General features: G+C 61.1%; 19 protein-coding genes. 8 read left to right on the top strand and 11 right to left on the bottom strand.

Going from position 1 to position 21,990, the window contains the following annotated elements; genetic code table 11:
* Nucleotides 1-126: 126 nt before the first annotated feature.
* The 4 genes from EX00_RS28060 to EX00_RS28040 all read left to right on the top strand — a co-directional run bounded on the left by EX00_RS28060 (nucleotide 127) and on the right by EX00_RS28040 (nucleotide 5,609).
* Nucleotides 127-801: a response regulator gene (locus tag EX00_RS28060; RefSeq protein ID WP_047465280.1), complete on the top strand. Its 675-nt coding sequence runs from the start codon at nucleotides 127-129 to the stop codon at nucleotides 799-801.
* Nucleotides 798-2,189, top strand: coding sequence for a sensor histidine kinase (locus tag EX00_RS28055; RefSeq protein ID WP_047465279.1), 1,392 nt, complete (start codon nucleotides 798-800; stop codon nucleotides 2,187-2,189). The genes EX00_RS28060 and EX00_RS28055 overlap by 4 nt, the downstream gene beginning before the upstream one ends.
* 412 nt (nucleotides 2,190-2,601) lie before the next feature.
* Nucleotides 2,602-3,879, top strand: coding sequence for an ABC transporter substrate-binding protein (locus EX00_RS28045; RefSeq protein ID WP_047465277.1), 1,278 nt, complete (start codon nucleotides 2,602-2,604; stop codon nucleotides 3,877-3,879).
* 29 nt (nucleotides 3,880-3,908) lie between these two features.
* A complete protein-coding gene (locus EX00_RS28040; protein WP_047465275.1) occupies nucleotides 3,909-5,609 on the top strand; it encodes an acyltransferase in 1,701 nt (566 codons plus the stop codon).
* 34 nt (nucleotides 5,610-5,643) lie between these two features.
* Here the strand turns inward: EX00_RS28040 and EX00_RS28035 are convergent, their stop codons facing one another.
* Nucleotides 5,644-6,717 (bottom strand): alkene reductase, encoded by a 1,074-nt coding sequence (locus EX00_RS28035; RefSeq protein WP_047465274.1) that lies wholly within the window; start codon nucleotides 6,715-6,717, stop codon nucleotides 5,644-5,646.
* Between the two features lie 106 nt (nucleotides 6,718-6,823).
* On the opposite strand from EX00_RS28035, the gene EX00_RS28030 reads away from it, so the two are divergent.
* Together EX00_RS28030 and EX00_RS28025 are read left to right on the top strand one after the other, a co-directional pair.
* Nucleotides 6,824-7,693, top strand: a complete 870-nt coding sequence (locus tag EX00_RS28030; RefSeq protein WP_047465273.1) for a LysR family transcriptional regulator — start codon at nucleotides 6,824-6,826, stop codon at nucleotides 7,691-7,693.
* Nucleotides 7,694-7,903: 210 nt separating this feature from the next.
* On the top strand, nucleotides 7,904-8,362 hold the full coding sequence (locus EX00_RS28025; protein ID WP_047465271.1) for a P-loop nucleotide/nucleoside kinase family protein: 459 nt from the start codon (nucleotides 7,904-7,906) through the stop codon (nucleotides 8,360-8,362).
* Nucleotides 8,363-8,575: 213 nt separating this feature from the next.
* On the opposite strand, the gene EX00_RS28020 is transcribed toward EX00_RS28025, so the two are convergent.
* From EX00_RS28020 to EX00_RS27995, 6 genes are all read right to left on the bottom strand, one after another.
* Nucleotides 8,576-10,228: a GMC oxidoreductase gene (locus EX00_RS28020; protein WP_047465269.1), complete on the bottom strand. Its 1,653-nt coding sequence runs from the start codon at nucleotides 10,226-10,228 to the stop codon at nucleotides 8,576-8,578.
* Between the two features lie 30 nt (nucleotides 10,229-10,258).
* Nucleotides 10,259-11,341, bottom strand: a complete 1,083-nt coding sequence (locus EX00_RS28015) for an ABC transporter ATP-binding protein (RefSeq protein WP_047465268.1) — start codon at nucleotides 11,339-11,341, stop codon at nucleotides 10,259-10,261.
* Between the two features lie 4 nt (nucleotides 11,342-11,345).
* Nucleotides 11,346-12,230, bottom strand: coding sequence for a carbohydrate ABC transporter permease (locus tag EX00_RS28010; RefSeq protein ID WP_047465266.1), 885 nt, complete (start codon nucleotides 12,228-12,230; stop codon nucleotides 11,346-11,348).
* A complete protein-coding gene (locus EX00_RS28005) occupies nucleotides 12,230-13,117 on the bottom strand; it encodes a carbohydrate ABC transporter permease (RefSeq protein ID WP_047465265.1) in 888 nt (295 codons plus the stop codon). Before EX00_RS28005 ends, EX00_RS28010 begins: the two co-directional genes overlap by 1 nt.
* A gap of 71 nt (nucleotides 13,118-13,188) precedes the next feature.
* Nucleotides 13,189-14,421, bottom strand: coding sequence for an ABC transporter substrate-binding protein (locus tag EX00_RS28000; RefSeq protein WP_047465264.1), 1,233 nt, complete (start codon nucleotides 14,419-14,421; stop codon nucleotides 13,189-13,191).
* A gap of 58 nt (nucleotides 14,422-14,479) precedes the next feature.
* The gene (locus EX00_RS27995; RefSeq protein WP_047465262.1) at nucleotides 14,480-15,433 is read right to left on the bottom strand and encodes a sugar phosphate isomerase/epimerase family protein; all 954 of its coding nucleotides are present in this window, start codon (nucleotides 15,431-15,433) and stop codon (nucleotides 14,480-14,482) included.
* A 219-nt stretch (nucleotides 15,434-15,652) separates the two neighbouring features.
* Between EX00_RS27995 and EX00_RS27990 the strand changes: the two genes are divergently transcribed.
* Entirely contained in the window at nucleotides 15,653-16,729 is a 1,077-nt protein-coding gene (locus EX00_RS27990) for a LacI family DNA-binding transcriptional regulator (protein ID WP_155294146.1), read from the top strand.
* 74 nt (nucleotides 16,730-16,803) lie between these two features.
* Here EX00_RS27990 and EX00_RS27985 read toward each other — a convergent pair whose 3' ends face one another.
* From EX00_RS27985 to alr, 3 genes are all read right to left on the bottom strand, one after another.
* Complete coding sequence (locus EX00_RS27985; RefSeq protein ID WP_047465699.1) at nucleotides 16,804-17,046, bottom strand: DUF1127 domain-containing protein; 243 nt, start codon at nucleotides 17,044-17,046, stop codon at nucleotides 16,804-16,806.
* A gap of 490 nt (nucleotides 17,047-17,536) precedes the next feature.
* The gene (locus tag EX00_RS27980; protein ID WP_047465260.1) at nucleotides 17,537-18,787 is read right to left on the bottom strand and encodes a D-amino acid dehydrogenase; all 1,251 of its coding nucleotides are present in this window, start codon (nucleotides 18,785-18,787) and stop codon (nucleotides 17,537-17,539) included.
* A gap of 28 nt (nucleotides 18,788-18,815) precedes the next feature.
* A complete protein-coding gene (gene alr, locus EX00_RS27975; RefSeq protein WP_047465259.1) occupies nucleotides 18,816-19,949 on the bottom strand; it encodes an alanine racemase in 1,134 nt (377 codons plus the stop codon).
* A 128-nt stretch (nucleotides 19,950-20,077) separates the two neighbouring features.
* Here alr and EX00_RS27970 point away from each other — a divergent pair, with 128 nt between their 5' ends.
* A complete protein-coding gene (locus EX00_RS27970; protein WP_047465258.1) occupies nucleotides 20,078-20,542 on the top strand; it encodes an Lrp/AsnC family transcriptional regulator in 465 nt (154 codons plus the stop codon).
* A 78-nt stretch (nucleotides 20,543-20,620) separates the two neighbouring features.
* On the opposite strand, the gene aptA is transcribed toward EX00_RS27970, so the two are convergent.
* Nucleotides 20,621-21,955 (bottom strand): omega-aminotransferase AptA, encoded by a 1,335-nt coding sequence (aptA, locus tag EX00_RS27965; protein ID WP_047465256.1) that lies wholly within the window; start codon nucleotides 21,953-21,955, stop codon nucleotides 20,621-20,623.
* Nucleotides 21,956-21,990 lie beyond the last annotated feature (35 nt).

The raw sequence follows: 21,990 nt of genomic DNA, 5'->3' as shown, positions 1-21,990 counted from the left end.
TCGCTTGCCGTTTCAGTTTGGGAAAGAACACGGTAACACCTTGAATTGCAGCCTGGTCTTACCCCCAAATCGATTCCGGTCTATGGCGGAATGCGGTAGGATGTGGGCTGGGGGAGAATAGTCGTCTTGCGCATATTACTGGTCGAAGACAATAAGGCGCTTTCCGAAGGGCTGTTCGCGATCCTGCGCGGCGCCGGTTATGCCGTGGACGTGGTGGGCGATGGCGCCTCCGCGAACGCGGCGGCGGCGGCCGAAACCTTTGATCTGGTCATCCTCGATCTCAATCTGCCGGAGATGGACGGGCTTGATGTGCTTCGGGCGATGCGCGCGCGCCAGAATAAGGCGGCCGTGCTCATCCTCACGGCACGGGGCACGCAGGAAGAGAAGGTGCGCGGCCTCGATCTGGGCGCTGACGACTACATGATCAAGCCCTTCGACATCAGTGAATTCGAGGCGCGTGTTCGGGTGCTCCTGCGACGGCAGGCGGGACTTCGCGCGTCGATCGTTGCCTACGGCAATGTCACTCTCGACCTCAATTCGCGCACCTTCTCGGCCAATGGCGCGCCGATCGATATTCCGGCCCGCGAGCTTAGCCTTCTCGAAACACTGTTCATGCGCGCCGGCAGGGTCGTCGCCAAGGAAGCGATCATCCAGTCGCTTGCCGCCTTCGACGACGATCTGAGCTCCAATGCCATCGAGCAATATGTCAGCCGGTTGCGCAAGCGTCTTGCGCCGCATGGGTTGACGGTGAAGACGGCCCGCGGCATCGGCTACTATCTCGATAAGCTGGCGGGCGGATGAAGGCACAGTCCGCCTATTCCCTGCGCCGCCGGCTGCTTGCCTGGCTGTTGATCGCGACCGTCGTTATCGGCGCCGTCGCGCTGGCCGACACCTATCGCGAGGCGGTGACGACCGCAAACACCGTCTCGGACCGCGTTCTCGCCGGCTCGGCGCTCGCCATCGCCGAACGCGTCGTGGTCACGGAAGATGGCACGCTGGAAGTGGATATTCCCTATGTCGCCCTGGAAATGCTGACGTCGGCGGCCCAGGACCGCGTCTTCTACCGCGTGGACGGCCCGCCTGGCCGGTTCATCACCGGCTATCAGAACCTGCCATCGATTGCCGACATGAAGGGACAGGCGGCAATCTATGCCGATGAGATGTTTGGCGGCGAACCGATCCGGCTTGCCGTGCTTGAGCGTTCGGCATCGACGGGCATCAATTCGGTTCCGTTCACGGTGACCGTCGCCGAAACCACGATCGGCCGCACGCAGCTGACGCAGGCCATTCTGCTGCGCTCGGCCTTGCGCCTTCTCATCCTCATTCTCGGCGCTGCCATCATCGTCTGGATCGCCGTCACCGTTTCGCTTCGGCCGCTCTATCGTCTTGGGGACGCGATCGCGGAGCGTAGCCCCGACGACCTTCACCCGATCCGGCAATCGGTGCCGAGCGAGGTCGAGGGGTTGGTGGAGACGGTCAATTCCTTCATGGTGCGGCTGCAATCGGCGCTTGATGCCTTGCGCCATTTCACCGGAAATGCCGGCCATCAACTGCGCACGCCCCTTGCCATCATCCGCACCCAGCTTGCGCTGTCGGCGCGCGCGACGTCGCTCGACGAGGCGCGGGATGCCGCGCGCAAGGGCGATGAGGCCGTTGCGCATGCGGAGCGCATCCTGGCGCAACTGCTGCTCATGGCAAAGATCGAGGCGGCTGCTTCGAACGAGCCCCGGTCGCAGACGGCCCTGGACGTTGTCGCGCTCGCACGGCGGATCACCGGTGACCATGTCCCCGGCGCCGCCGAGGCCGGCGTCGATCTTGGCTTTGAGGGAGAAGGCAGCACCTTCATTCGAGCCGAACCGCTCCTGATCGGCGAGCTCCTGCGCAATCTCATCGAAAACGCGGTTGCCTATGCCGGACGCGGCGCCGATGTCACCGTACGCGTCGAAACGCAAGATGGAACGGTTTGCCTCGACGTGGAAGATAACGGCCCAGGCATCCCGCCGGACAAACGGCAGAGCGTGCGCCAGCGATTTGCCCGTGGAAGCGACGGGCAGGCGCCGGGAATGGGCCTGGGGCTGCCGATTGTCGAGGAGATAGCCGACCGGTTCGGCGGCTCCCTGAGCCTTGGCGAGGGAGCCGGCGGCAAAGGGCTCAGGGCCTCCGTGATCTTCCCCATCACGTCGGATTAGATGCCGATCGCGATTTTCGCGAGCATCGCCGAAAGTGCAATAGCCCAAACTAGCTCCGAGGCGTGAATGCTGGCTTTGCCCCTTCCGAGTGTGCAAGATCCGTACTTGCCGACGTGGATTTCCGATGAGATCTGCAAAATCGTACGTTGCTCCGGCCGCACGATATCCCGGCTGTAAGCCACGTTGATGCGGACGCTGACGGAAGGATGACGCCGGGGCATCATGACATGCGTGACGATCGTGATCCTGATCTATCAGCGCGCGCCGCAATCGATACGCCATCTCGAAGCGGCGGGTCTTGACAGCCGACATATTCTTCCTCCTTATAATGCACAATTTGGTTACTTATCGAAGGCGATATCGTCGCCCGGACGATTGGACTAAATCCAAACGGCTTGGAGGGAGGAAATCCATGTCTGTTGCGATGACCCGCAGATCCGTGCTGATGGGGGCCTTGGGCTTGGCCGGCGCGATGACGTCCTTCGGTGCGGCATACGCCGAGACGACGCGGTTGCGTCTTGCCTGGTGGGGTGGCAATGAGCGTACCCGCAGAACGCAGGAGGTGGTGAAGCTCTATCAGCAGCGCGTCACCGGCGTCGAGCTTGCGGGCGAGGTCAGCAACTCGGAATACTTCACGAAACTTGCAACGCAAGTGGTCGGGCGCAGTGCGCCGGATATTTTCCAGCTCGAGCCCAACAGCTTCGCCGATTTCGTCAAGCGAGACTGTGTGCTCGCCCTCGATGGTCTCATGCCCGATCCGATTGATGCCGCCGGGATCAGCCGCGCCATGCTGGAGCTCTGCGCGGTCGACGGCAAGGTCTGGGGCATCCCCCAGGCCCTCAACTCCTTCGCCATGATGTATGACAAGGATGCCTTCACAGCCGCCGGCGTGGCGCCGCCCGACGCGCAAACCAGCTGGGACGATTATGCGGATCGCATGGTCGAGCTGACCAAGGCGCTCAACCGCCGCCGCTACTGGGGCTCCTGCGACGCCAGCGGTTACAGCTACGCCTTCCAGGTCTGGCTGCGCCAGCGCGGCCGCGACCTGTTTACCGCCGACCAGGCTCTGGGCTTCGGTAAGGACGACGTGGCCGAATGGTTTGCCTACTGGGATAAGTTGCGCCAGCGCGGCGGTTGCGTGCCGGCCGATGTCGCAGCGCTTAGCCCGGATTCGACCATCAATCTGATGCCGCTGATCCAGGGTAAGGCGGCGACGAGCTTTGCCTTTTCCAACCAGATCGTCGGCATGCAGGCGACCACGCCGGTGCAACTGGCAATGACCATGTTTCCGAATGGAGGTACCGGGGCAAAACCCGGGCAGTTCTACCGGCCGGCGAGCAGCTGGTCGATCTACGCACAGTCTCCGAATCCCGAGGCCGCGGCGCGCTTCATCAACTTCTTCGTCAGCGATCCCGAAGCGGCCAAGATCCTCGGCGTGGAACGGGGCGTGCCGATGAGCCCCGCACTGCGCGCATCGATCCTGCCGACGCTGCAACCGGTGGAGCGGGCGACGGTGGACTATATCGATGCCATCGCGGACAAGGTCGGTCCCTATCCTTCTCCACCTCCCAAAGGGTCGCAGCAATTCGGCCAGCTGATGAAACGCGCGGCCGATGCGGTGGCGTTCAACAGCGCCTCCATCAGCGACAGCGCCGTCAGCCTGATGAAAGACGCGCATTCCATTCTCTGACTGCCCGCCGAAACTCGAGGAAAGATCCCATGCAGGCCGCTGCCCAGACCTTAGAGGCGAGAGAACATCTCACGGCGGAGTTTGATGCTCATCCCTGGCTGTTCGAACATCATGCGACGGCGGAGCAGCGACGCGAGCAGGATGCCTTCATCGCCGAACTTGCGCAGCGCCTGCCGCTGCGGATCGGCGAGGCCTGTTTCCTGTCGCCCAAGGCGCACATCTTCCCCGATAGCCTGACGCTCGGCGACCGCTGCATTGTCGCCGCGGGGGTGCGAGTCCATGGCCAGCTCATTGCGGGTGATCATTGCTCGTTCAATTTGAATGCGTCCGTGATCGGTCATGTCCGGATGGGGTCCTGGGTCCGCGTTGCCGCCGGCGCCGTGCTGGCCGGTTTCGACCATATCGCGGACGATCCGGAGAAGCCGATCGCCCTGCAGGGCGTTTCCTATAAGGGCATCGAGATTGGTGACGATGTCTGGATCGGCGCCAATGCCGTGGTGACCGACGGGATCCGGATCGGCAACCATTGCATCATTGCCGCCGGGGCGGTCGTTACGCGCGATGTGCCCGATTACGCGCTCGTCGGCGGCAACCCGGCGCGATTGATCCGTGATCGCCGCCGGCCGCGCTCCTCCACGCCGGTGGACCCTCTGGTAGCTGAAATAAAGGCCTTCAACGATCGGATCGGCAAGGAGTGGCCCGGGATTCTTGCCGCCCATGCCGCGCCCACGCCTGATCGCGCGTCGTGGTACCTGGATCCGCGTAACAATGGGAACGCACCGTTTCGCGTCGATTGCGACGCGATCCAGATCGCGGCGATGTTCGGCGTGGTTCCGGACCCCTTCACCAGGGAGGAGTGGGCCAACCGGCTTGTGACACTCCAGGATCCGAGCACGGGGCTCTGCTTCAATGCAGATACAACCCAGGCTGTTCGCGACAATCCGCCGGCCGATCCCGGTGGCGACAATCTCTACAATATCCTTTGTATCGGCTATGCCCTCGAATGCCTCGGTGCTGCCTTCCGTCATCCGATCGCCTGGGCGTCCCGCCTAGATCCCGGCACGTTGCAACGCGCATTGGACGATCTGCCCTGGGCCGGCAGGGGCTGGTCTTCCGGCGCCTGGGTCGACGCGCTCGGCACGGCTTACTATTGCAACACCCGCACTTTCGGCGATCCGGGAGAGCTGGCGACGCTGATGGGCTGGCTGACCACGCGCGCGGATCCGGTGACCGGCCTCTGGAGCGGTCCGGTCGACGACGACTGGCTGCAGCCGGTGAACGGCTTCTACCGGCTGACGCGCGGAACCTACGCGCAATTCGGTATTCCATTGCCCTATCCCGAGCGAACAATCGATTCCGTGCTGGCCCATCTCCGCCGTAACGGCCGGTTCGAGCGAGTACGTTTCGATGCCTGCAATGTCCTCGACGTCGTCCACCCGCTGATGCTGTGCGCCCGGCAGACGGACTATCGCGCTGAGGAAATTGCACAGGTTATGCGGCATTTCCTGAGCGCGGCGCTCCGGCACTATACGCCTGGGCGGGGTTTTGCCTTTGCGCGGAGCGAGGCCCCCGGCCTGCAGGGCACGGAGATGTGGCTGTCGATCGTCGGTCTCATCCTGGCGCATCTCGGCCTGTCGGACGCGGCGAGCTTCCAGCTGGTCGGGGTGCATCGCTGGGGTCCCGCGCTCCCGGTCGGCAATATCCGCTGGTCGGTGCTTGCAGTGAGATGACGCGCTTCACAGCGCGTCATCGTCTGTTTTCCCGTCAGGCGGCGCCAGCCGTGTCTAGCGTGGGATAATCGATGTAGCCCTTCTCACCGGCCGAGAAAAACGTGTCCCTGTCCGGCGCATTGAGGGTCGCACCCTTGAGGAAACGGACAGGCAGGTCCGGATTGGCGAGAAATGTGCTGCCGAACACGGTCGCATCGGCTTGTCCCTTGTCCAGCGCCGCCTCGGCCTTGGCCTGGTCGAGCCCGCTGCCCATGAGATAGGCGCCATTGAAAAGCGGCTTCAGCAGGGCATGGTAGTCGACCGTCGTTCCGAACAGCGAAACATGCAGATAGGCGAGATTGAACCTGTTCAGCTGCCGGACGAGATAAGTGTAGGTCTCTTGCGGGGTGGCATCGGTAATGTCGTTATAGTTCATCTCGGGCGAGATCTTGATGCCGACCCGGTCGCTACCGGCCTCTTCGACCATCGCTTTCAACACGTCGAGGGTGAAGCGGGCGCGGTTCTCGATTGAACCACCATATTGATCTTCGCGCTTGTTGCTGCCTGAGGAGAGAAACTGTTCCGGCAGATATCCCGAGGCGGCATGCAGCTCCACGCCATCGAAACCGGCTTCGAGCGCCCGGCGGGTTGCCGCGCGATACCCGGCGACGACATCGGCGATTTCGGCGACGCTCAGCTCGCGCGGCGTGACGAAATCGTGCTGGCCGGTGGCCGTCCAGGTCTGGCCGGCCGGCTTGATGGCCGATGGTGCAACGGGCTGTGTATTCCCCGGAAGCAGCGAGGGGTGAGAGATGCGGCCGCAATGCATGATCTGCATGAAGATGCGGGCGCCACGGGCATGGACAGCGTCCGTCACACGCTTCCAGGCGGCGACCTGGGCATCGGTCTCGATGCCGGGCGTGCGGACATAGCCCTTGCCTGTCGCGGCTGGGTATACACCTTCGCTGATGATCAGCCCGGCACCTGCCCGCTGGCTGTAATAGGTGACCACGATATCGCTGGGCACGCCGTCGTCATCATTGGCACGCGAGCGCGTCATTGGCGCCATGACGAGGCGATTGGGAAGTTCGTACCGGCCGATCCGGACGGATGTGAAGAGCTGGCTCATGTTTGAGAATATCCTTCTTGATTGTCTCCCATGACAAATGGTTGCTGCATAGATCATGGTAAATAGGCTAGAATGGAAATGATTGATCCAATGATGGGGCAATGATGTGGAATTTCTGAATGACATGGCTCTGTTCGTGGAGGTCGTTAAAGCGCGGAGCTTTCGCGGGGCCGCCGAAATCACCAACGTGCCCAACTCCACCCTGTCCCGCCGGATCAGCCTGCTGGAGAAGGCAATCGGACTGCGGCTTTTGCACCGCACGACGCGGCGGATCGAACTGACGGAGGCTGGCCAGATCTACTTCGAGCGCTGCAAGCGCATCGTTGAGGAAGCACGGCTGGCGCACGAGCAACTCGGAGAGATGCTGGAGCAGCCGAGCGGCTTCCTGCGCGTATCCCTGGCGGTGGATTTTGCGACGACCTATCTGGCGCCGCTGATCGCCGAATTCGCGGAGCGATATCCCGGTATCAGTTTTGAATTCGATCTGACGCCGCGCATCGTCGATCTGGTGGCGGAGCCGTTTGACGTGGCGATCCGCATGGGAGAGCCGAAGCCGTCCCACATGATTGCTCGACCGCTGGCCCGCCTGACGCCGTATCTTTACGCCTCGCCGCGCTATCTAGAACGCAACGGGGAACCGAGCGAACCTTCAGACTTGGTCGGGCATCAATGCCTTTGCATGCTGAACACCAAGGTCTGGACGCTGGGCAATGAGATGGAAACGGTTGATATTGCCGCTGGCGGCAGGTTCCGGCTGAATAATATCGGAATGATCCGCCGCCTTGCCACGCTGGACATGGGCATCGCCATGCTGCCGAAGGAAATCGTCTCCGATGAACTGGCGGACAAACGGCTGCAACGCATCCTGCCGGGGTGGCAAGGCGCGCCCGTATCTGTCTTCGCAATAACCGAGACCCGATTGCTTCCTGCAAAGACGCAGCGATTTATCGAGTTCCTCAAAGAGCGGCTGAAATAGAACCGCCCCGCGCGTGATTGGCAGCGAGCGGGCAGATAACTTGTTTGGGGGCTTTACGGTATCAGTGCCGGACGTTGCCGCCATCCGCCGTGATTGTCTGGCCCGTTCAATGCGTCTTGTGCCGATATAGGCGTATCCTGGCGGAGCGGTCGGTCTGCGGCACAAGCGGTCCTTTGCTTGCACAGTTTCTAGTGTGGTAACGTTACGATAATGGCGACGCTTTTCATGATCATGGGACTGCCTGGGTCGGGTAAATCAACGCTTGCTCGTCGGCTCGAGGCCGAGCGAGAGGCGCTGCTGCTGACACCCGACGATTGGATGGCGAGAATTGTTCGAGATGGCTATGACGCCGAACGGCGTGACGCTGTTAAGGCTGTTCAGCTCGATGTCGCGGCGCGCGTCTTGGAGCTCGGGAAGGATGTTGTTCTGGAGTTTGGCTTCTTCAGCCGTTCAGAGCGGGATGCAGCCAGAGCAAGAGCTTCGGCAGTAGGCGCGACAGCCCAACTTGTATTTCTGGATCTACCAATTGACCTAATCTGGCAGCGGCTGGATGCCCGCAACCGCGCCCTTCCGCCCAGTACTTTCCCAGTGACCCAGGAGCATTTGCGCTTGTGCGAAAGGTGGCTCCAGAGGCCGCAAGCAGACGAACCATTGTGGCACCACGAATAGCCTGGCCTGGGTACTTGAAGATCTACAAAGGACATTCCGAGACCTGAGCCTTTGAGGGTTGAACGTCCGCTTTCGTGTTTCTGTGGTCCGAAAGCGGACAGGACGTTCACCACCCAACCTCGTCGTGGCTCGATTATGCCGAACCGCTGCATCGGCAGGAATAGGTTTGTTGGCCGCACAGCTTCTACATCGATCGCACCCCTGACCGCTCAATCACAATTGTCCAGCACGATACCTGTCCACGAGGTTCCGGCAGGCGCGAATTGTTAGCGCCATGACCGTCAGCGTCGTGCCGGCAATACCGCTGCCGGGAAAAGCCGATGCATCCGTTACAATCAGATTAGGAACGTCCCAGCTCTGATTGTAGGCATTGAGCACGGAGTCCTTTTCGGATGTCCCCATCCGTGCGCCGCCCGTCTCGTGGATCGCGGCTCCCATGCACATGGTCTTGCGGAACCACTTGCGGAACATGAAGCGGCTGAAGGCATCGGCATCGGGAAAAGCGCCGCGGCCCATTTCCTTGAGTCCGGTGGGCGAGCCGATGAATTCCAATTCGCCGCCGACGCCGCGCACAGTCTCGATCAGCGTCTCTTCCTGACGGCGCAGCAGGGCGTGTTCTTCCTCACCCATGATGCAACGGATATGCGGGACTGGAATGTTCCAGGCGTCCTTGCGCCTGATATCGAGCGTGATGCGATTGTCGGCGTGAGGAAGCATCCGGCCAAAGCCGAAGAAGGCGAGCCGAGAGGGCTGGTCCTCCGGTGTCGGCGCGCGGCCGACGCTGCCTTGATAGTCGAAGTCCCCGCGAGACGCGTCGCCCGCTCCGAAGCGCGGGATGAAGATGCCGCCCGAGGGATTGTAGAACGGGTCGGCTGGCGCGGAAGTGTCAGCCGCCCAGCCCTTTGCTTTCGGGAAGGACCCGAAGGCGAGACAAGGTAGCTGATCCATGAAATAGCGACCGAGCGTGCCTGAACTGTTGCCCAGCCCGTTGGGATGCCTGGGCGATGCTGAATTGAGAAGCAGCCGCACGCTTTCGATCGGGGAGGCCGCAAGTACCACCAGCGCGGCGCGCGCATGTTCGATGCTGCCCGTGACACGGTCGATGAATTCCGCGCCGGTCGCCTTGCCGCTCTCGTCGTCGGTCGTGATGCGGCGAACGATGGCGTCGTGACGGATGGTGAGGTGGCCGGTTGCCAGCGCCTCGCGCAGGGGCTTCGGCGTACGCTCGGCGTCCGGTGCGATATAGCGCCAGGAGACGACGCTTCGTTCCGGCCAGCGGCCTTCTACCTCTGTCTTGAAGGTCTCTTCGGCCGGCGACAGTTTTGCCGGATGGGCGTAGACGCCATCCGGCAGCGTCTCGACACGATCCTGATTGCCATAGAGCCCGAGATAGGATTCGACCTCGGCGTAATAGGGTGCCAGTTCGTCATAGGAAACGGGCCAGTCGACGCCCTTGCCGGTTCGCGACTGGATCTTGAAATCATCGTCGGTCCAGCGCAGCAACACGCGGCCGAAACTGTGCAGGCGTCCGCCGCTCTGGCGCCCGCGAATCCAGAGAAACGGCGCATCCTTTGGTGTCGTGTAGGGGTTCTTGCGGTCGTTGACGAAGAAGTGGCTGAAACGCTCGGTAAAGAAGGCGGCGCGCGCCTGGATGGGCTGGCCCTTGAGCGTGGCGCGTGCGCGTTCCCAGATATTGATGCTGCTGGCCGGCTCCTTCTTTCGGGATGGATCGAAATCCCTATGCGAAACGGCAGGCCCTGCCTCAAGCAGCAGCACCGAAAGCCCTTGAGCGGTCAATTCCTTGGCGGCGAAGGAGCCCGCCGCGCCAGAGCCGATCACCAGCGCATCATAGATAGTCTGAGACATGAGTAATTTCCGTATGGTCTGAAAGCAGTGTTAGAGGCGCACGCCATCCGCGCTGAAGAGAGAGGCTTTGGCGATATCGAGCCCGGGCGCGATCTCCGCGCCCGGATCGAGTGTCGCATCGCCCATGATCCGATAGGAAAGGCTTTGGCCTGCCCAATCGAACCAGATCACCGCATCGGCCCCCATCGGCTCGACGACGGAGACAACGCCCGGGATGGTGGGCCAGCCCTTTGCTCTGCCGTCGGGCGCGATATGTTCCGGGCGGACGCCAAGGGTGGTCGGACCTGCCTTGGGAGGTGCGAGAAAGGGATAGTCGGAAACGTCGATGGTGAGCCCATTGCTTTCGAAGACAGGGACGCCGTCCCTGAACGTGATCGCGCCCTCCATGAAGTTCATTGCCGGCGCGCCGATGAAGCCGGCGACGAAAAGATTGGTCGGGCGGTGATAGATCTCGGACGGGCTGCCAAGCTGCTGGATCACGCCGTCGCGCATGATAGCGATGCGATCGGCAAGGGTCAGCGCCTCCACCTGATCATGGGTCACATAGATCATGGTGTTGCCGAGGCTTTGGTGCAGCTTCTTGATTTCGACGCGCAGCTCGTTGCGCAGCTTGGCGTCAAGGTTGGAGAGCGGCTCGTCGAACAGGAAGACGTCGACTTCGCGCACCAGGGCACGACCGATCGCCACGCGCTGGCGCTGGCCGCCGGACAATGCCGAGGGGCGGCGGTCGAGCAGTTGTTCGAGATGAAGAAGCGATGCGGTACGGGCGATGCGCGCCTCTATTTCGGCTTTGGGAAGACCTGCCACGCGCAGGCCGAAAGAGAGGTTCTTCTTCACCGTCATATGCGGGTAAAGCGCATAGGACTGGAACACCATGCCGATGCCGCGATCCTTCGGCTCCTCCCAGGTGACGTTCTTGCCGGATATCGAAATCTCGCCGCCGGTAATATCCTGTAGTCCCGCTATGGCGTTCAGAAGCGTGGATTTTCCACAGCCCGACGGTCCCAGCAGCACGAGAAACTCACGCGGGGCGATATCGATCGACATTTTTTCGATCACGGTATGATCGCCATAGGCGATCTTCAGATCCTTGACGGAAACAGCGGATTGCATCGAATTATCCCTTCACTGCGCCAGCGGCCACGCCGCGCACGAACCAGCGGCCGGAAAAGAAATAGATGGCGAGCGGAACGATGGCGGTCAGGATGGTGGCGGCCATGTTCACATTGTAGGCACGCTCGCCCATGGTGGTGTTGACGATATTGTTGAGCTGAACCGTCATCGGCAGATTGTCCCGCCCGGCAAAGACCAGCCCGATCAGGAAGTCGTTCCAGATGCCGGTGAACTGGAAGATGGAGGCGACGACGACCATAGGGATCGACATGGGCAGCATGATCTCGAGGAAGATCCGCCAGAAGCCGGCACCGTCGACGCGCGCCGCCTTGCAGAGCTCTTCGGGGATGGCGACGAAATAATTGCGGAAGAGCAGCGTGACCAAGGGTAGGCCAAAGATCACATGGACGAGGACGACACCCGCCACCGAATTATAGAGGCTGAGATTGGCAAGCAATCGCACCAGCGGATAGAGGAAGATCTGATAGGGGATCAACCCGCCGGCCATCAGCAGCCCGAAGAGGAAGCCTGAGCCTTTTGGCCGCCAGAAGGAGAGGGCATAGCCGTTGATCGCGCCGATGAAGACGGAAATTGCCACTGCCGGCACGGTGATTTTCACCGAGTTCCAGAAGCCGAGGCGCACGCCGAGGCATTGCGTGCCCATGCAGGCGCCCGACCAGGCGGTTTTCCAGGCGTTGAAATCGAGAGAGCCGGGCAGAGCGAAGATACGGCCCTGGCGGATCTCCTCCATCGTCTTCAACGAGGTGACCACCATCGTAAAGAGCGGCAGCAGGAAGAACAGCGCCGAGACGATCAGGAACGCATAGAGCCCGATGCGGCCGACCGTCATCCTAGAGGGTTTGGGGCCGTTTGGACGAAGGGCTGCCATCAGTGCGCTCCCATTCTTTTGGCGCGCATGTAAAGCGCATAGCGAAACGGGGCGACGGCCATGACGACGGAGAGCACCAGCACCGTGGCGCCTGCGCTCGCGAGACCGAGATTCTGGCGTTCGAACAGATTGTCCATGATGAATTTTGCCGGCACTTCGGTTGCATTGCCCGGTCCGCCTCCGGTCAGCGCCACGACGAGATCATAGGTCTTGATGACGCCCATCGAGAGCAGCATGCCAGATGCCGCAAGCGCCGGCCCCAGCTGCGGCAGGATGATCGACAGGTAGATGCGCCAGACGGGAATGCCGTCGATCTGCGCCGCCTTCCATTGTTCCTCGCCGATGCCGCGCATGCCGGAGAGCGCAATGACCATGACGAGGCCCGCTCCCTGCCAGACGCCGGCGAAGACGACGGTGTAAATCGCCATGTCGCGGCTGACGATCCAGTCGAAGACAAAGTTCTGCCAGCCCAGCGCCCGCACGCTTGCCTGAATGCCGAAGGTTGGGTTCAGCATCCATTGCCAGATGAGGCCGGTGACCACGAAGGACATGGCATAGGGATAGAGGAAGATGGTGCGGAACATGGCTTCGAAGCGAACTTTGCGATCAAGCGAGGCCGCCAGCACAAAACCCAACGCCAGACAGCCCGCAACGTAAAGCACGCCGAAAATCAGTACGTTTTCCAGGGATGCGAGCCATCTCGACGTCCGAAACAGCCGGGCATATTGCGCAAAGCCGACATAGTTGGACGATGGAAAGATTGTTGAATCCGTGAACGACAGCCGGACCGACCAGACCATGGTGCCGATATAGATGAAAATCGCTGCGATCCATGTCGGCAGGAGCGCGATGGTCGCAGCGGGGGAGCGTCTGCGCTTGGCTTGCATAAGCAAACTTTCTCAAAAGGAAGATGCAGGGCCGATCGGAATTTTCTTTCCAACCAGCCCGCTGCACGGCTCTATTCAAAGATCGCGAAGAACTTCTCCGCGCCGGAGGCGCTATCCTCGGAAGGATTGCTCCAGAACTCGTCGACAAAGTCGTTGAGCGCGCCGGCCTGTTGCGGCGAAAGGATCAGCGCCTGATCCGGCACGATCTTGCCCGCGCCCATCAGCTCCAGACCCTTCTGGGCACAAACATCGAGCTTTGATTTGTCGACGTCGGTGCGCATCGGTATGGAGCCTTTCTTCAGTGAGAATTCGACCTGCACGGCCGGGTCCATCGCGACTTCGGCGAGCAGCGTCTGACCCTTCTGGGCAGCCGCATCAGTGAGCTTGGGGAAGGAGAAGGAGTCGGCGACATAGACCATGCCCGGCGATTGCGGGGCGAGCATGCAGCCATAATCCTTGCCTGCCTCCTTGCCGGCGGCGATGAACTCGCCCTTGGCCCAATCGCCCATGAACTGTACGCCGGCCTTGCCGCTGATGATCATGGCGGTAGCGTCGTTCCAGTTGCGGCCCGGTGCACCTTCATCGACATAGGCGCGGAGCTTGCCGAGAATATCGAGGGTTTTCTTCACGCCGGCGGTGGAGGCTTCACCCTTGTCCTTGTCGGCATAGATCTTGAGGAAGCCGTCCATGCCGACCTGGGTCAGCAGGATCATGTTGAAGACCTTGGATTCCTGCCAGGATTGGCCGCCCCAGGCGACCGGCTGCACGCCGGTTGCCTTGAGCTTGTCGAGCGCCGCGAAGAATTCGTCCCAGCTCTTGGGTTCTTCGCTTATGCCGGCCTTGGCGAAGGTGTCCTTGGAATAGAATACCCAGCTTTCGCCATGGGCGCCGGTCGGGGAAAGATAGACCTGGCCACTATAGGAGATCAGATCATGGATCGACTTCGGCAGCACATCGGCCCATTTGCCGGCTTTCGCCACTTCGTCGATGGGGCTCAGAAGGCCCTGATTGACGAAATCGGCGTTGGCGACGCCAAGCACGCTCTGCTTGGCGGTCGGCGGGTCGCCCGCGACCAGGCGGTTCTGGAAGGCGGCGTCGGCGGCACCGAAGCCGGCGATGGAGGAATCCGTCCAGACCCCGCCGCGCTTTTCGAATTCCTGCTTGATAACGTCGAGAGCAGCAGCTTCGCCGCCGGAGGTCCAGGAGGTCATGACCTCGACCTTGGGCTTGTCTTCGGCATGGGCGGGAGCGAGGGCCGCAAAAAGCGCAGCACCCGCCAATAGCAGTTTCAGTTCATTCTTCATTGTTCCACCTCTTCAAAAGGCCCTCTTGGCGGGGCCGTTGGTTCCAGGGTTATAAAATTCAGCGATAGATTGGCAGAAGCGCCTGCCGGACGAGCGTCAGCCCATTTGCGATGTCACTGATCGGATCGGGTGCGGCGTCAAGTTCGAGAATGGCCCAGCCCTGATAGCCGCGATCACGCAGCAGCCGGATCCAGCCTGGCCAATCGACGCGGCCAAGGCCGAAGCCGCAGAAATAGGGGCGATGGCGATCATGGATATGCTCATCGATCGGGGTGTCGGCCGGCATTGGCCCGAGCGCATCCTTCCAGTGGGCGATGATGACGCGCTCATGATGGCGATCGACGAGCTGGAGCGGATCGGACCCGGCAACGATGATATGCGCCGTGTCCGGGCACATATGCACATAGGCCGGGTCGGTCAGCAGCATCAGCAGATCGACGTCGCGGGCGGATGCAAAGATCGAGTGCGCCTCGGTGTGGATCGCCAGGCGAACGCCCTTTGCGTAAAGGGCCGCGCCGAGGCGATTGAGAAAATCGGCGATCTTGCGCGCCTGCTCGAAATCGAAAAACCGCACCGGCTGCGCGCCCAGCGTCTGGCGCAGCGGGCCGCCGATGACCATGATGTCGCTGCCGCAGGCCTTCAGGAATTCGGCATATTTCTCGGCTTTGTCGATAATGGCGGCCTGCGCCGCGCCCTCGGTGAAATCGCCGGCTGCTTCAAGTTCGGCGAAGAAGCCGCTCGCCAGCGTCAGCCCGCGTTTGGACAATTCGCCGGCGAAGGCTTCGACAGACCCATAGGTCTTCGTCGCGTCCTGCCAGTTGAAAGGCGAAAAGGTCAGTTCGACGCCGGTGACGCCGGAGGCCTGCACGCTGTCGAGAATCTTGTCCCAGAAGGCGCGGGGCTCGTTGCGGGACAAGGCGATGATACCGTCATAATCCTCGACGCCCCAGAAACCGGGGTGGAAGAAGGTGACAAGATCAACGCCAAAGCGAAGCCGTTCGGTTGAGGTCATGACGCTATCCGTTCTCCAGGCACGGGAAATCGCTTGCGGAAGCAAGGCCCGCAATAAATTATCCGAATAATTTCAATGCACTGCAAATGGCAATCGTTTGCCGTGCTCAGATAGTAGCCAAGTCGTTTTTTTATGCAAGTGGTTTTTGGCAATCGTTTGCCAATTGACTGTGATTGCCGTAGCATCCAATAGGGCAGGCGTTTGGGAGAAGGTAAAAAATTGAAAAATAACAAGGATATGCCGGTGGAGGAGCAATCAGGACCCCTGATGGCCGATGTTGCGCGGTTGGCCGGGGTTGCCATCTCGACAGTCAGCCGCGCGCTCGCCAATCCGGGCCGGGTGAATGAGAAGACACGCGCCAAGATCGATGCTGCCGCCAAGCAGCTGGGCTATACGCCCAATGCCATGGCCCGAGGCCTTCGCAGCGGCAGATCCAACATCATCATGATCATCCTACCGGGATCGCTTTATTACGGTGTATCCCAGATCATTCCGCAGGTTCTGCAAAGTATCAACAAGGCCCTGATCCAGAACGGCTTCCATCTGATGATCGCCAACCTTGATCGTGACGAAATGTCGGAGCGTCACATTCTGGATCTGGCATTCAGCGGTACTGTGCGTGGTGCCGTTATCCTGTCGTCGAAATTGCCGGAGGTCGACGGGCGGTCCCTTGACAATGCCGGCCTACCGATCGTCTCAATGCTGCTCGACATGAGCGATGCCGGCTTGCCGAGTGTCGTCACGAACGACCGCGAAGCGATGCGGGACGTGACGGCGGAGTTGATCGGCCTGGGCCATAGACGCTTCCTCTATATAGCCGGTCCGGAGGGGAATTATCATGACGTCGAACGTTATGCCGGTACGATCGAGGCCCTTCGTGCCGCGGGGCTCTCCGAAGAAGCGGTGTCGCGATCGGGCGGTCGTCTCGATTACCAAGAGGGCTTCGAGATCGGTGTTCAGGCGGCTGCCGACTTTGCGCGGTTGGCGAATAGACCGACCGCGGTGATCGCAACCAGTGACGACATGGCCATTTCGTTCATCAGCCGCGTGCAGCGGATGGGCTTGAACATTCCCGACGATTTCTCCATCGTCTCGTTCGATGGTTCACCGGTCTGCGAATTCTCCTCTCCGCCGCTGTCAACGATCGAGCAGCCGGTCGAAGAGATGGGGCAGGCCGCCGTCGATATGCTGATGGAGCGTATCGATGCGGCCGACAAGGGCATGGCGATGCGCCATGTCGTCCCGAGCAAACTTATTCGGCGCGAAAGTTTCGCCTTGGCCCCATCAAATGCCTGATTGAGATCTTGCCATGCCAGAAAGGCGTCGGAGTGGCTTTGAGGCCAGCTCCAACGCCGCTTTTTGCTGGTGATCTAGCCGAAGGGTCGGATGTTGCGAAACAGGAAATTAGGCTGTTCGAACATATCCTCCCTCTCAGGAAGGCCGATATCTCGCAGTTGGTAGTTTGAAAGCTCCGAGACCATATTGTGCGTCTGATGCCGTTTCCAGGCCGCGAACAACAGCGCACGCGCCGTCCTCCAGGCACCGAATTTTTGGCACAGTTCGTCCACTGCCGCGCTCAAGGAGTCGGCAACCAGTAATTGTGAATCTGTCATCGTTATCATCCCGGCGCCTTCCAGGCGGCCAGGTCCTCTTACGGGTGACAAAGTTGATGGATTGCGGACGCAAAAATGCGCACGACCACTCGATCAGCCGGTCACGTCAGTTTCAATGGAAAACGCCAAAAAGGCAGGGAATCTAGGCTACTAGCGCCGAAGGGTGTGATGATGCATTGGGCGTACCAAGGCCATCACAAACATTCCGCCAGAGGCGCATGTAAATACGGATGTAGTTTGCATTTGACGCCTCCTATGTTTGATTTGCGGATGACGGTAATGATACTCAAGAATCGGAGATAAGCAAGCCTGCAATTTCGAATTGCACGCATGACATGCGTCCCTGTTGCCAGATGGCAACAGTTTTCGGCCTCGCCTGCTTGGGTTCCAACGGGCGATTATGACGACATTGGGATCGGGTGACGTATGCAATGGCCGTTGCTCGGTGGCCCGTGGATGTCACATCGTTTCAGGCTTGAGGCGTATAGCATTATCCATAGCGCGCGACTGACAGGTCGGCGGTATCGATATCCGCCTTGCGTCCGCTGACCAGATCGCTGACCACCCGCGCCGAGCCGCAGCTCATGGTCCAGCCGAGGGTGCCGTGGCCGGTATTGAGGAAGAGGCCGCGGATTTTCGTCGCGCCGATGACCGGGGTTCCATCTGGTGTCATCGGGCGCAGGCCCGACCAGAAGGCCGCCCTGCTGACGTCGCCGCCGGGAAACAGATCCATGACCGAATGTTCGAGCGTATTGCGGCGTGCGAGCCCGAGATCGTTGGTGTAGCCGGAGATTTCCGCCATGCCGCCAACGCGAATACGGTCGCCGAGACGGGTGATGGCGATCTTGTAGGTCTCGTCCATCACGGTCGATTCCGGTGCAAGCGCCGGGTCGACGATCGGGATCGTCAGCGAGTAGCCCTTCACGGGATAGACGGGCAGACCGATGCCGACCTGCTTGAGGAGCAGAGGCGAATAGCTGCCCAGTGCGACGACGACGGCATCGGAGGTTATCGGTCCTTGATCGGTCAGGATGCCGCGTATCTGGCCGCCCTCGACCTGCAGGTCCTTGATCGTGCGTCCGTAGATGAACTGGACGCCGAGTTCCGCAGCCTTTGCCGCCAGCGCGTTGGTGAATTTGAAGCAGTCGCCAGTTTCATCCTTTGGGGTCAGGAGGCCGCCGACGATCTTGTCCCGTGCGCGGCTGAGAGCAGGCTCGACTCGGATACACCCGTCGCGATCGAGAACCTCATAGGGTATGCCGTCGGCGGCAAGCGCCTTCACATCCTTAGCCGACGCGTCGAGCTGCTGCTGTGTTCTGAAGAGCTGCAAGGTGCCCTGCATCCGCTCGTCATAGGCAATTCCGGTTTCCGTCCTGAGGTCGGCCAGCGCGATCCGGCTGTAGTCGGCAAGCCGCAACATACGGCTCTTGTTGACCGCGTAACGCTCCGAGGTGCAGTTCGACAGCATCTTGACGAGCCATGACAGCATTGCCGCATCGACCTTCGGGCGGAGGATCAGCGGTGCGTGCTTCATGAAAAGCCACTTCAGCGCCTTCTGCGGTATCCCCGGGGCGGCCCAGGGCGAGCAATAGCCGAAGGAGACTTCCCCGGCATTGGCGAAACTGGTTTCAAGCGCGGGTCCAGCCTGCCGGTCGACGACCGTGACCTGGTGTCCCGCCTTGGCAAGCTGATAGGCGGTCGTGACGCCGATGACCCCGGCGCCGAGAATGGTGACTTTCATGCTGTCCTCGAAAATGGCGGTGGGAACGTCAGAGATAGTCGCGGTGGTAGCGGTGGCCGAGGCCGGTCAGGATCTCATACGAGATGGTTCCGGCCGATTTGGCAAGGTCTTCCAGTGTCTGGTGCGGTCCAATCACCTCCACGAGGCTGCCAAGGGTAAGCGTGCCCGGTGGTAGGGCGGTGACATCGACCGTAATGCTGTCCATGGAAACGCGGCCGACGATGGGCAACCGCACGCCAGCATGATAGACCGCTCCTCGATCCCCGAGGCAGCGGGGGAGCCCGTCCGCATAGCCGGCGGCAAGCGTGGCAAGGCGCATTTCCGACCTTGCTGCATGGGTGCCGCCATATCCGATGAGGGTTCCTGGCGACACGGTTCTCGTCTGCACGACGGCAACGTCGAGCCGAACGATTGGCTGCAGGGGATTGGACTTTCCCGCCGTCTGTGCGCCGCCATAGACCGCGATGCCGGCACGGGTGAGGATGCCGTGATAATCCTGCCCGAGGAAGACACCGCCGGAGTTGGCGAAGCTGGTGCCTAACTGGGGAAACTCGGCGGCGATCTTTTGCATCTCAGCGAGTTGTTCCGTGTTCTGCCCGTTATCCGGTTCATCGGCGGAGGCCAGATGGCTCATGATGAACAGGATCTCGACGGCGCCGGTGGTTGCAAGCTCCGTGGCAAATGCCGCCCGATCCTCTGGCGGAATTCCCAGCCTCGACATTCCCGTGTCGAATTGCAGGACGGCCGGCAGAGTGCGACCTTGCCCGAGCGCGGCGGATTTCCAGCGCTTGTACTGCTCCATCGAGTTCAGCACTGGAATGATCCCGGCCTCCGCGCAGGCAACCTCGGCACCCGGCTGCAGGCCATTCAGCACGTAAATGCGGGCATTGCCTTCAAGGTGGAGCCGCAAATCCTCGGCTTCCCCAAACTGGGCGACGAAAAAATCGCGGCATCCGGAGCGATACAAGGCGGGGGCCACTCGATCCGCACCTAGCCCGTAGGCATCGGCCTTGACCACGGTGGCGGCCTTTGCCGGCGCCACTGTGGTTGCAATCGTCTCGTAATTCCGGCGCAGTGCATCGAGGTCGATCGTCAGGTAGCCCGTTGCCCCGGCTTGCCTTTGCCGTACCGGAGCAGGGCTCATTCTCGCGCCGCCATCCATGGAAAACCCCTCTTTATTATTAGGAGCAGGATATTGAAATGATCGATGAATTTCTCTCTGATTACTGCTTGATTATTCGATGAATGCATGATTTTCAGAATTATCGTCGATAAATTGAAAGAATATGCATGTCGGGAATTGATGTGATCGACCGGAACATCATTCGGCTGCTCCGGCTGAATGCGCGCATGAGCAATGCGAAGCTGGCGGTCGAGGTGGGGCTATCGCCGTCCGCCTGCCTGCGGCGTATCAATCTTCTTGAAAAGGCCGGCGTGATTCGTGGTTACACAGCGCTCATCGACAGTGTTTCAGGCGAGAGTGCCATCGCCGTGATCATCAACATCACGCTGGAGCGGCAGACCGAGGATCACCTCAATCGCTTCGAGGCAGCCGTTCGGAAGCACCCGGAAATCCAGGAATGCTTCCTGATGACGGGCGGATCGGATTATCTTTTGAAGGTGGAGGTTGCCGGCGCCGGAGAGTTTGAGCGGATCCACAAGGAGATCCTGTCGACCTTGCCGGGCGTGCTGCGGATCCATTCGAGTTTTTCGATCAGAAACGTGCTGGCAACCCGGGCAAAGGGCCGCCGCTGAAGGGCTTTCGCGTCTTGTGCGGAGACGAAAGCGCCCGGCATTGGAAATGCCGGGCAGCTCAGAGGTCGATTGAATGGCTTAGGATACGCGCTTCAAGGCGTCGCCGAGGATCGAGACGATTTTGCCGATCTCGTCCTTTTCGATGATGAGCGGCGGCGACAGGGCGATGATGTCCCCAGTGACCCGGATCAGCAGGCCCTTCTGGAAGCAGTCGACGAAGACGTCGTAGGCGCGGGTGCCAGGCGCACCGTCGCGCGGCGCAAGTTCGATCGCACCGACGACGCCGAGATTGCGGATATCGAGGACGTTGGGCAGGCCCTTCAGCGAGTGAAGCGCGTCCTGCCAGGTCTCGGCGAGCTCGGCGCCGCGGGTCAGCAGGCCTTCTTCCTGATAGATTTCCAGGGTAGCAATGCCGGCGGCGCAGGCGACGGGATGGCCGGAATAGGTGTAGCCGTGGAAGAGCTCGATCTGGTTTTCCGGTCCGGTCATTAGGCCATCATGCACCTTGCGGCTTGCGAAAACGGCGCCCATCGGGACTGCGCCGTTGGTGATGCCCTTGGCGGTGGTGACGAGATCGGGCACGACGCCGAAATAGTCGGTCGCAAATGGGGTGCCCAGACGGCCGAAGCCGGTGATGACTTCGTCGAAGATCAAAAGGATGCCGTGCTTGTCGGCAATCGCGCGCAGGCGTTCCAGATAGCCCTTCGGCGGCAGGACGACGCCGGCCGAGCCGGACATGGGCTCGACGATGACGGCTGCGATCGTCTCCGCGCCGTGCAGCGCTACCAGACGCTCGAGATCCTCGGCTAGCTCGATGCCGTGTTGCGGGAGGCCCTTGGAGAAGGCATTGCGCTCGACGTCGAGCGTGTGGCGCATATGGTCGGCGGGGATCTGCGGGAAGACGCGGCGGTTGTTGACAAGGCCGCCGACGGAAATACCGCCGAAGCCGACGCCGTGATAGCCCTTCTCGCGGCCGATGATGCGTGACCGGGTGCCCTGACCGATCGCCCGCTGATAGGCGATGGCGATCTTGAGGGCGGTGTCCACGGATTCAGAGCCGGATCCGGTGAAGAACACGCGATCGAGCTTGGCGTTGGGGCCACCCGGCGCGATCGCTGCCAGCTTTTCCGCAAATTCGAATGCGATCGGATGCCCCATCTGGAACGTCGGCGCGAAGTCCAGGGTGCGCAGCTGCCGTTCGACAGCCTGGGTGATGCGCTCGCGGCCATGGCCGACGTTGACGCACCAGAGACCGGCCGTGCCATCGAGAACCTTGTTGCCGTCGACGTCGGTGTAATACATGCCCTCCGCCGAGGCCAGCAAGCGGGGAGCCGTCTTGAACTGTCGGTTTGCGGTGAAAGGCATCCAGAAGTTTTCGAGGCTGGGGCTGTTCGGCTTGCTGATCTGATCCATGGCTCTCTCCATTGAGGTGGTGATTCACATCAGGC

The organism is Martinezella rhizogenes (genome assembly GCF_000799715.1).
GTDB classification, from domain to species: Bacteria; Pseudomonadota; Alphaproteobacteria; order Rhizobiales; family Rhizobiaceae; genus Rhizobium; species Rhizobium rhizogenes_C.
Note: the sequence above shows the minus strand (reverse complement) of the source record. Positions and strands in the feature narration are given on the sequence as shown.

What these genes read in the sequence shown, in the direction of transcription:
- alr (WP_047465259.1), bottom strand. Translation starts at nt 19,949, where the DNA reads ATGGATGGCGGCGCGAGAATGAGCCCTGCTCCGGTACGGCAAAGGCAA.
- aptA (WP_047465256.1), bottom strand. Translation starts at nt 21,955, where the DNA reads ATGGATCAGATCAGCAAGCCGAACAGCCCCAGCCTCGAAAACTTCTGG.
- EX00_RS27985 (WP_047465699.1), bottom strand. Translation starts at nt 17,046, where the DNA reads ATGACAGATTCACAATTACTGGTTGCCGACTCCTTGAGCGCGGCAGTG.
- EX00_RS27980 (WP_047465260.1), bottom strand. Translation starts at nt 18,787, where the DNA reads ATGAAAGTCACCATTCTCGGCGCCGGGGTCATCGGCGTCACGACCGCC.
- EX00_RS28010 (WP_047465266.1), bottom strand. Translation starts at nt 12,230, where the DNA reads ATGGCAGCCCTTCGTCCAAACGGCCCCAAACCCTCTAGGATGACGGTC.
- EX00_RS28055 (WP_047465279.1), top strand. Translation starts at nt 798, where the DNA reads ATGAAGGCACAGTCCGCCTATTCCCTGCGCCGCCGGCTGCTTGCCTGG.
- EX00_RS27970 (WP_047465258.1), top strand. Translation starts at nt 20,078, where the DNA reads ATGTCGGGAATTGATGTGATCGACCGGAACATCATTCGGCTGCTCCGG.
- EX00_RS28020 (WP_047465269.1), bottom strand. Translation starts at nt 10,228, where the DNA reads ATGTCTCAGACTATCTATGATGCGCTGGTGATCGGCTCTGGCGCGGCG.
- EX00_RS28005 (WP_047465265.1), bottom strand. Translation starts at nt 13,117, where the DNA reads ATGCAAGCCAAGCGCAGACGCTCCCCCGCTGCGACCATCGCGCTCCTG.
- EX00_RS28025 (WP_047465271.1), top strand. Translation starts at nt 7,904, where the DNA reads ATGGCGACGCTTTTCATGATCATGGGACTGCCTGGGTCGGGTAAATCA.
- EX00_RS28045 (WP_047465277.1), top strand. Translation starts at nt 2,602, where the DNA reads ATGTCTGTTGCGATGACCCGCAGATCCGTGCTGATGGGGGCCTTGGGC.
- EX00_RS28035 (WP_047465274.1), bottom strand. Translation starts at nt 6,717, where the DNA reads ATGAGCCAGCTCTTCACATCCGTCCGGATCGGCCGGTACGAACTTCCC.
- EX00_RS27995 (WP_047465262.1), bottom strand. Translation starts at nt 15,433, where the DNA reads ATGACCTCAACCGAACGGCTTCGCTTTGGCGTTGATCTTGTCACCTTC.
- EX00_RS28040 (WP_047465275.1), top strand. Translation starts at nt 3,909, where the DNA reads ATGCAGGCCGCTGCCCAGACCTTAGAGGCGAGAGAACATCTCACGGCG.
- EX00_RS28000 (WP_047465264.1), bottom strand. Translation starts at nt 14,421, where the DNA reads ATGAAGAATGAACTGAAACTGCTATTGGCGGGTGCTGCGCTTTTTGCG.
- EX00_RS28015 (WP_047465268.1), bottom strand. Translation starts at nt 11,341, where the DNA reads ATGCAATCCGCTGTTTCCGTCAAGGATCTGAAGATCGCCTATGGCGAT.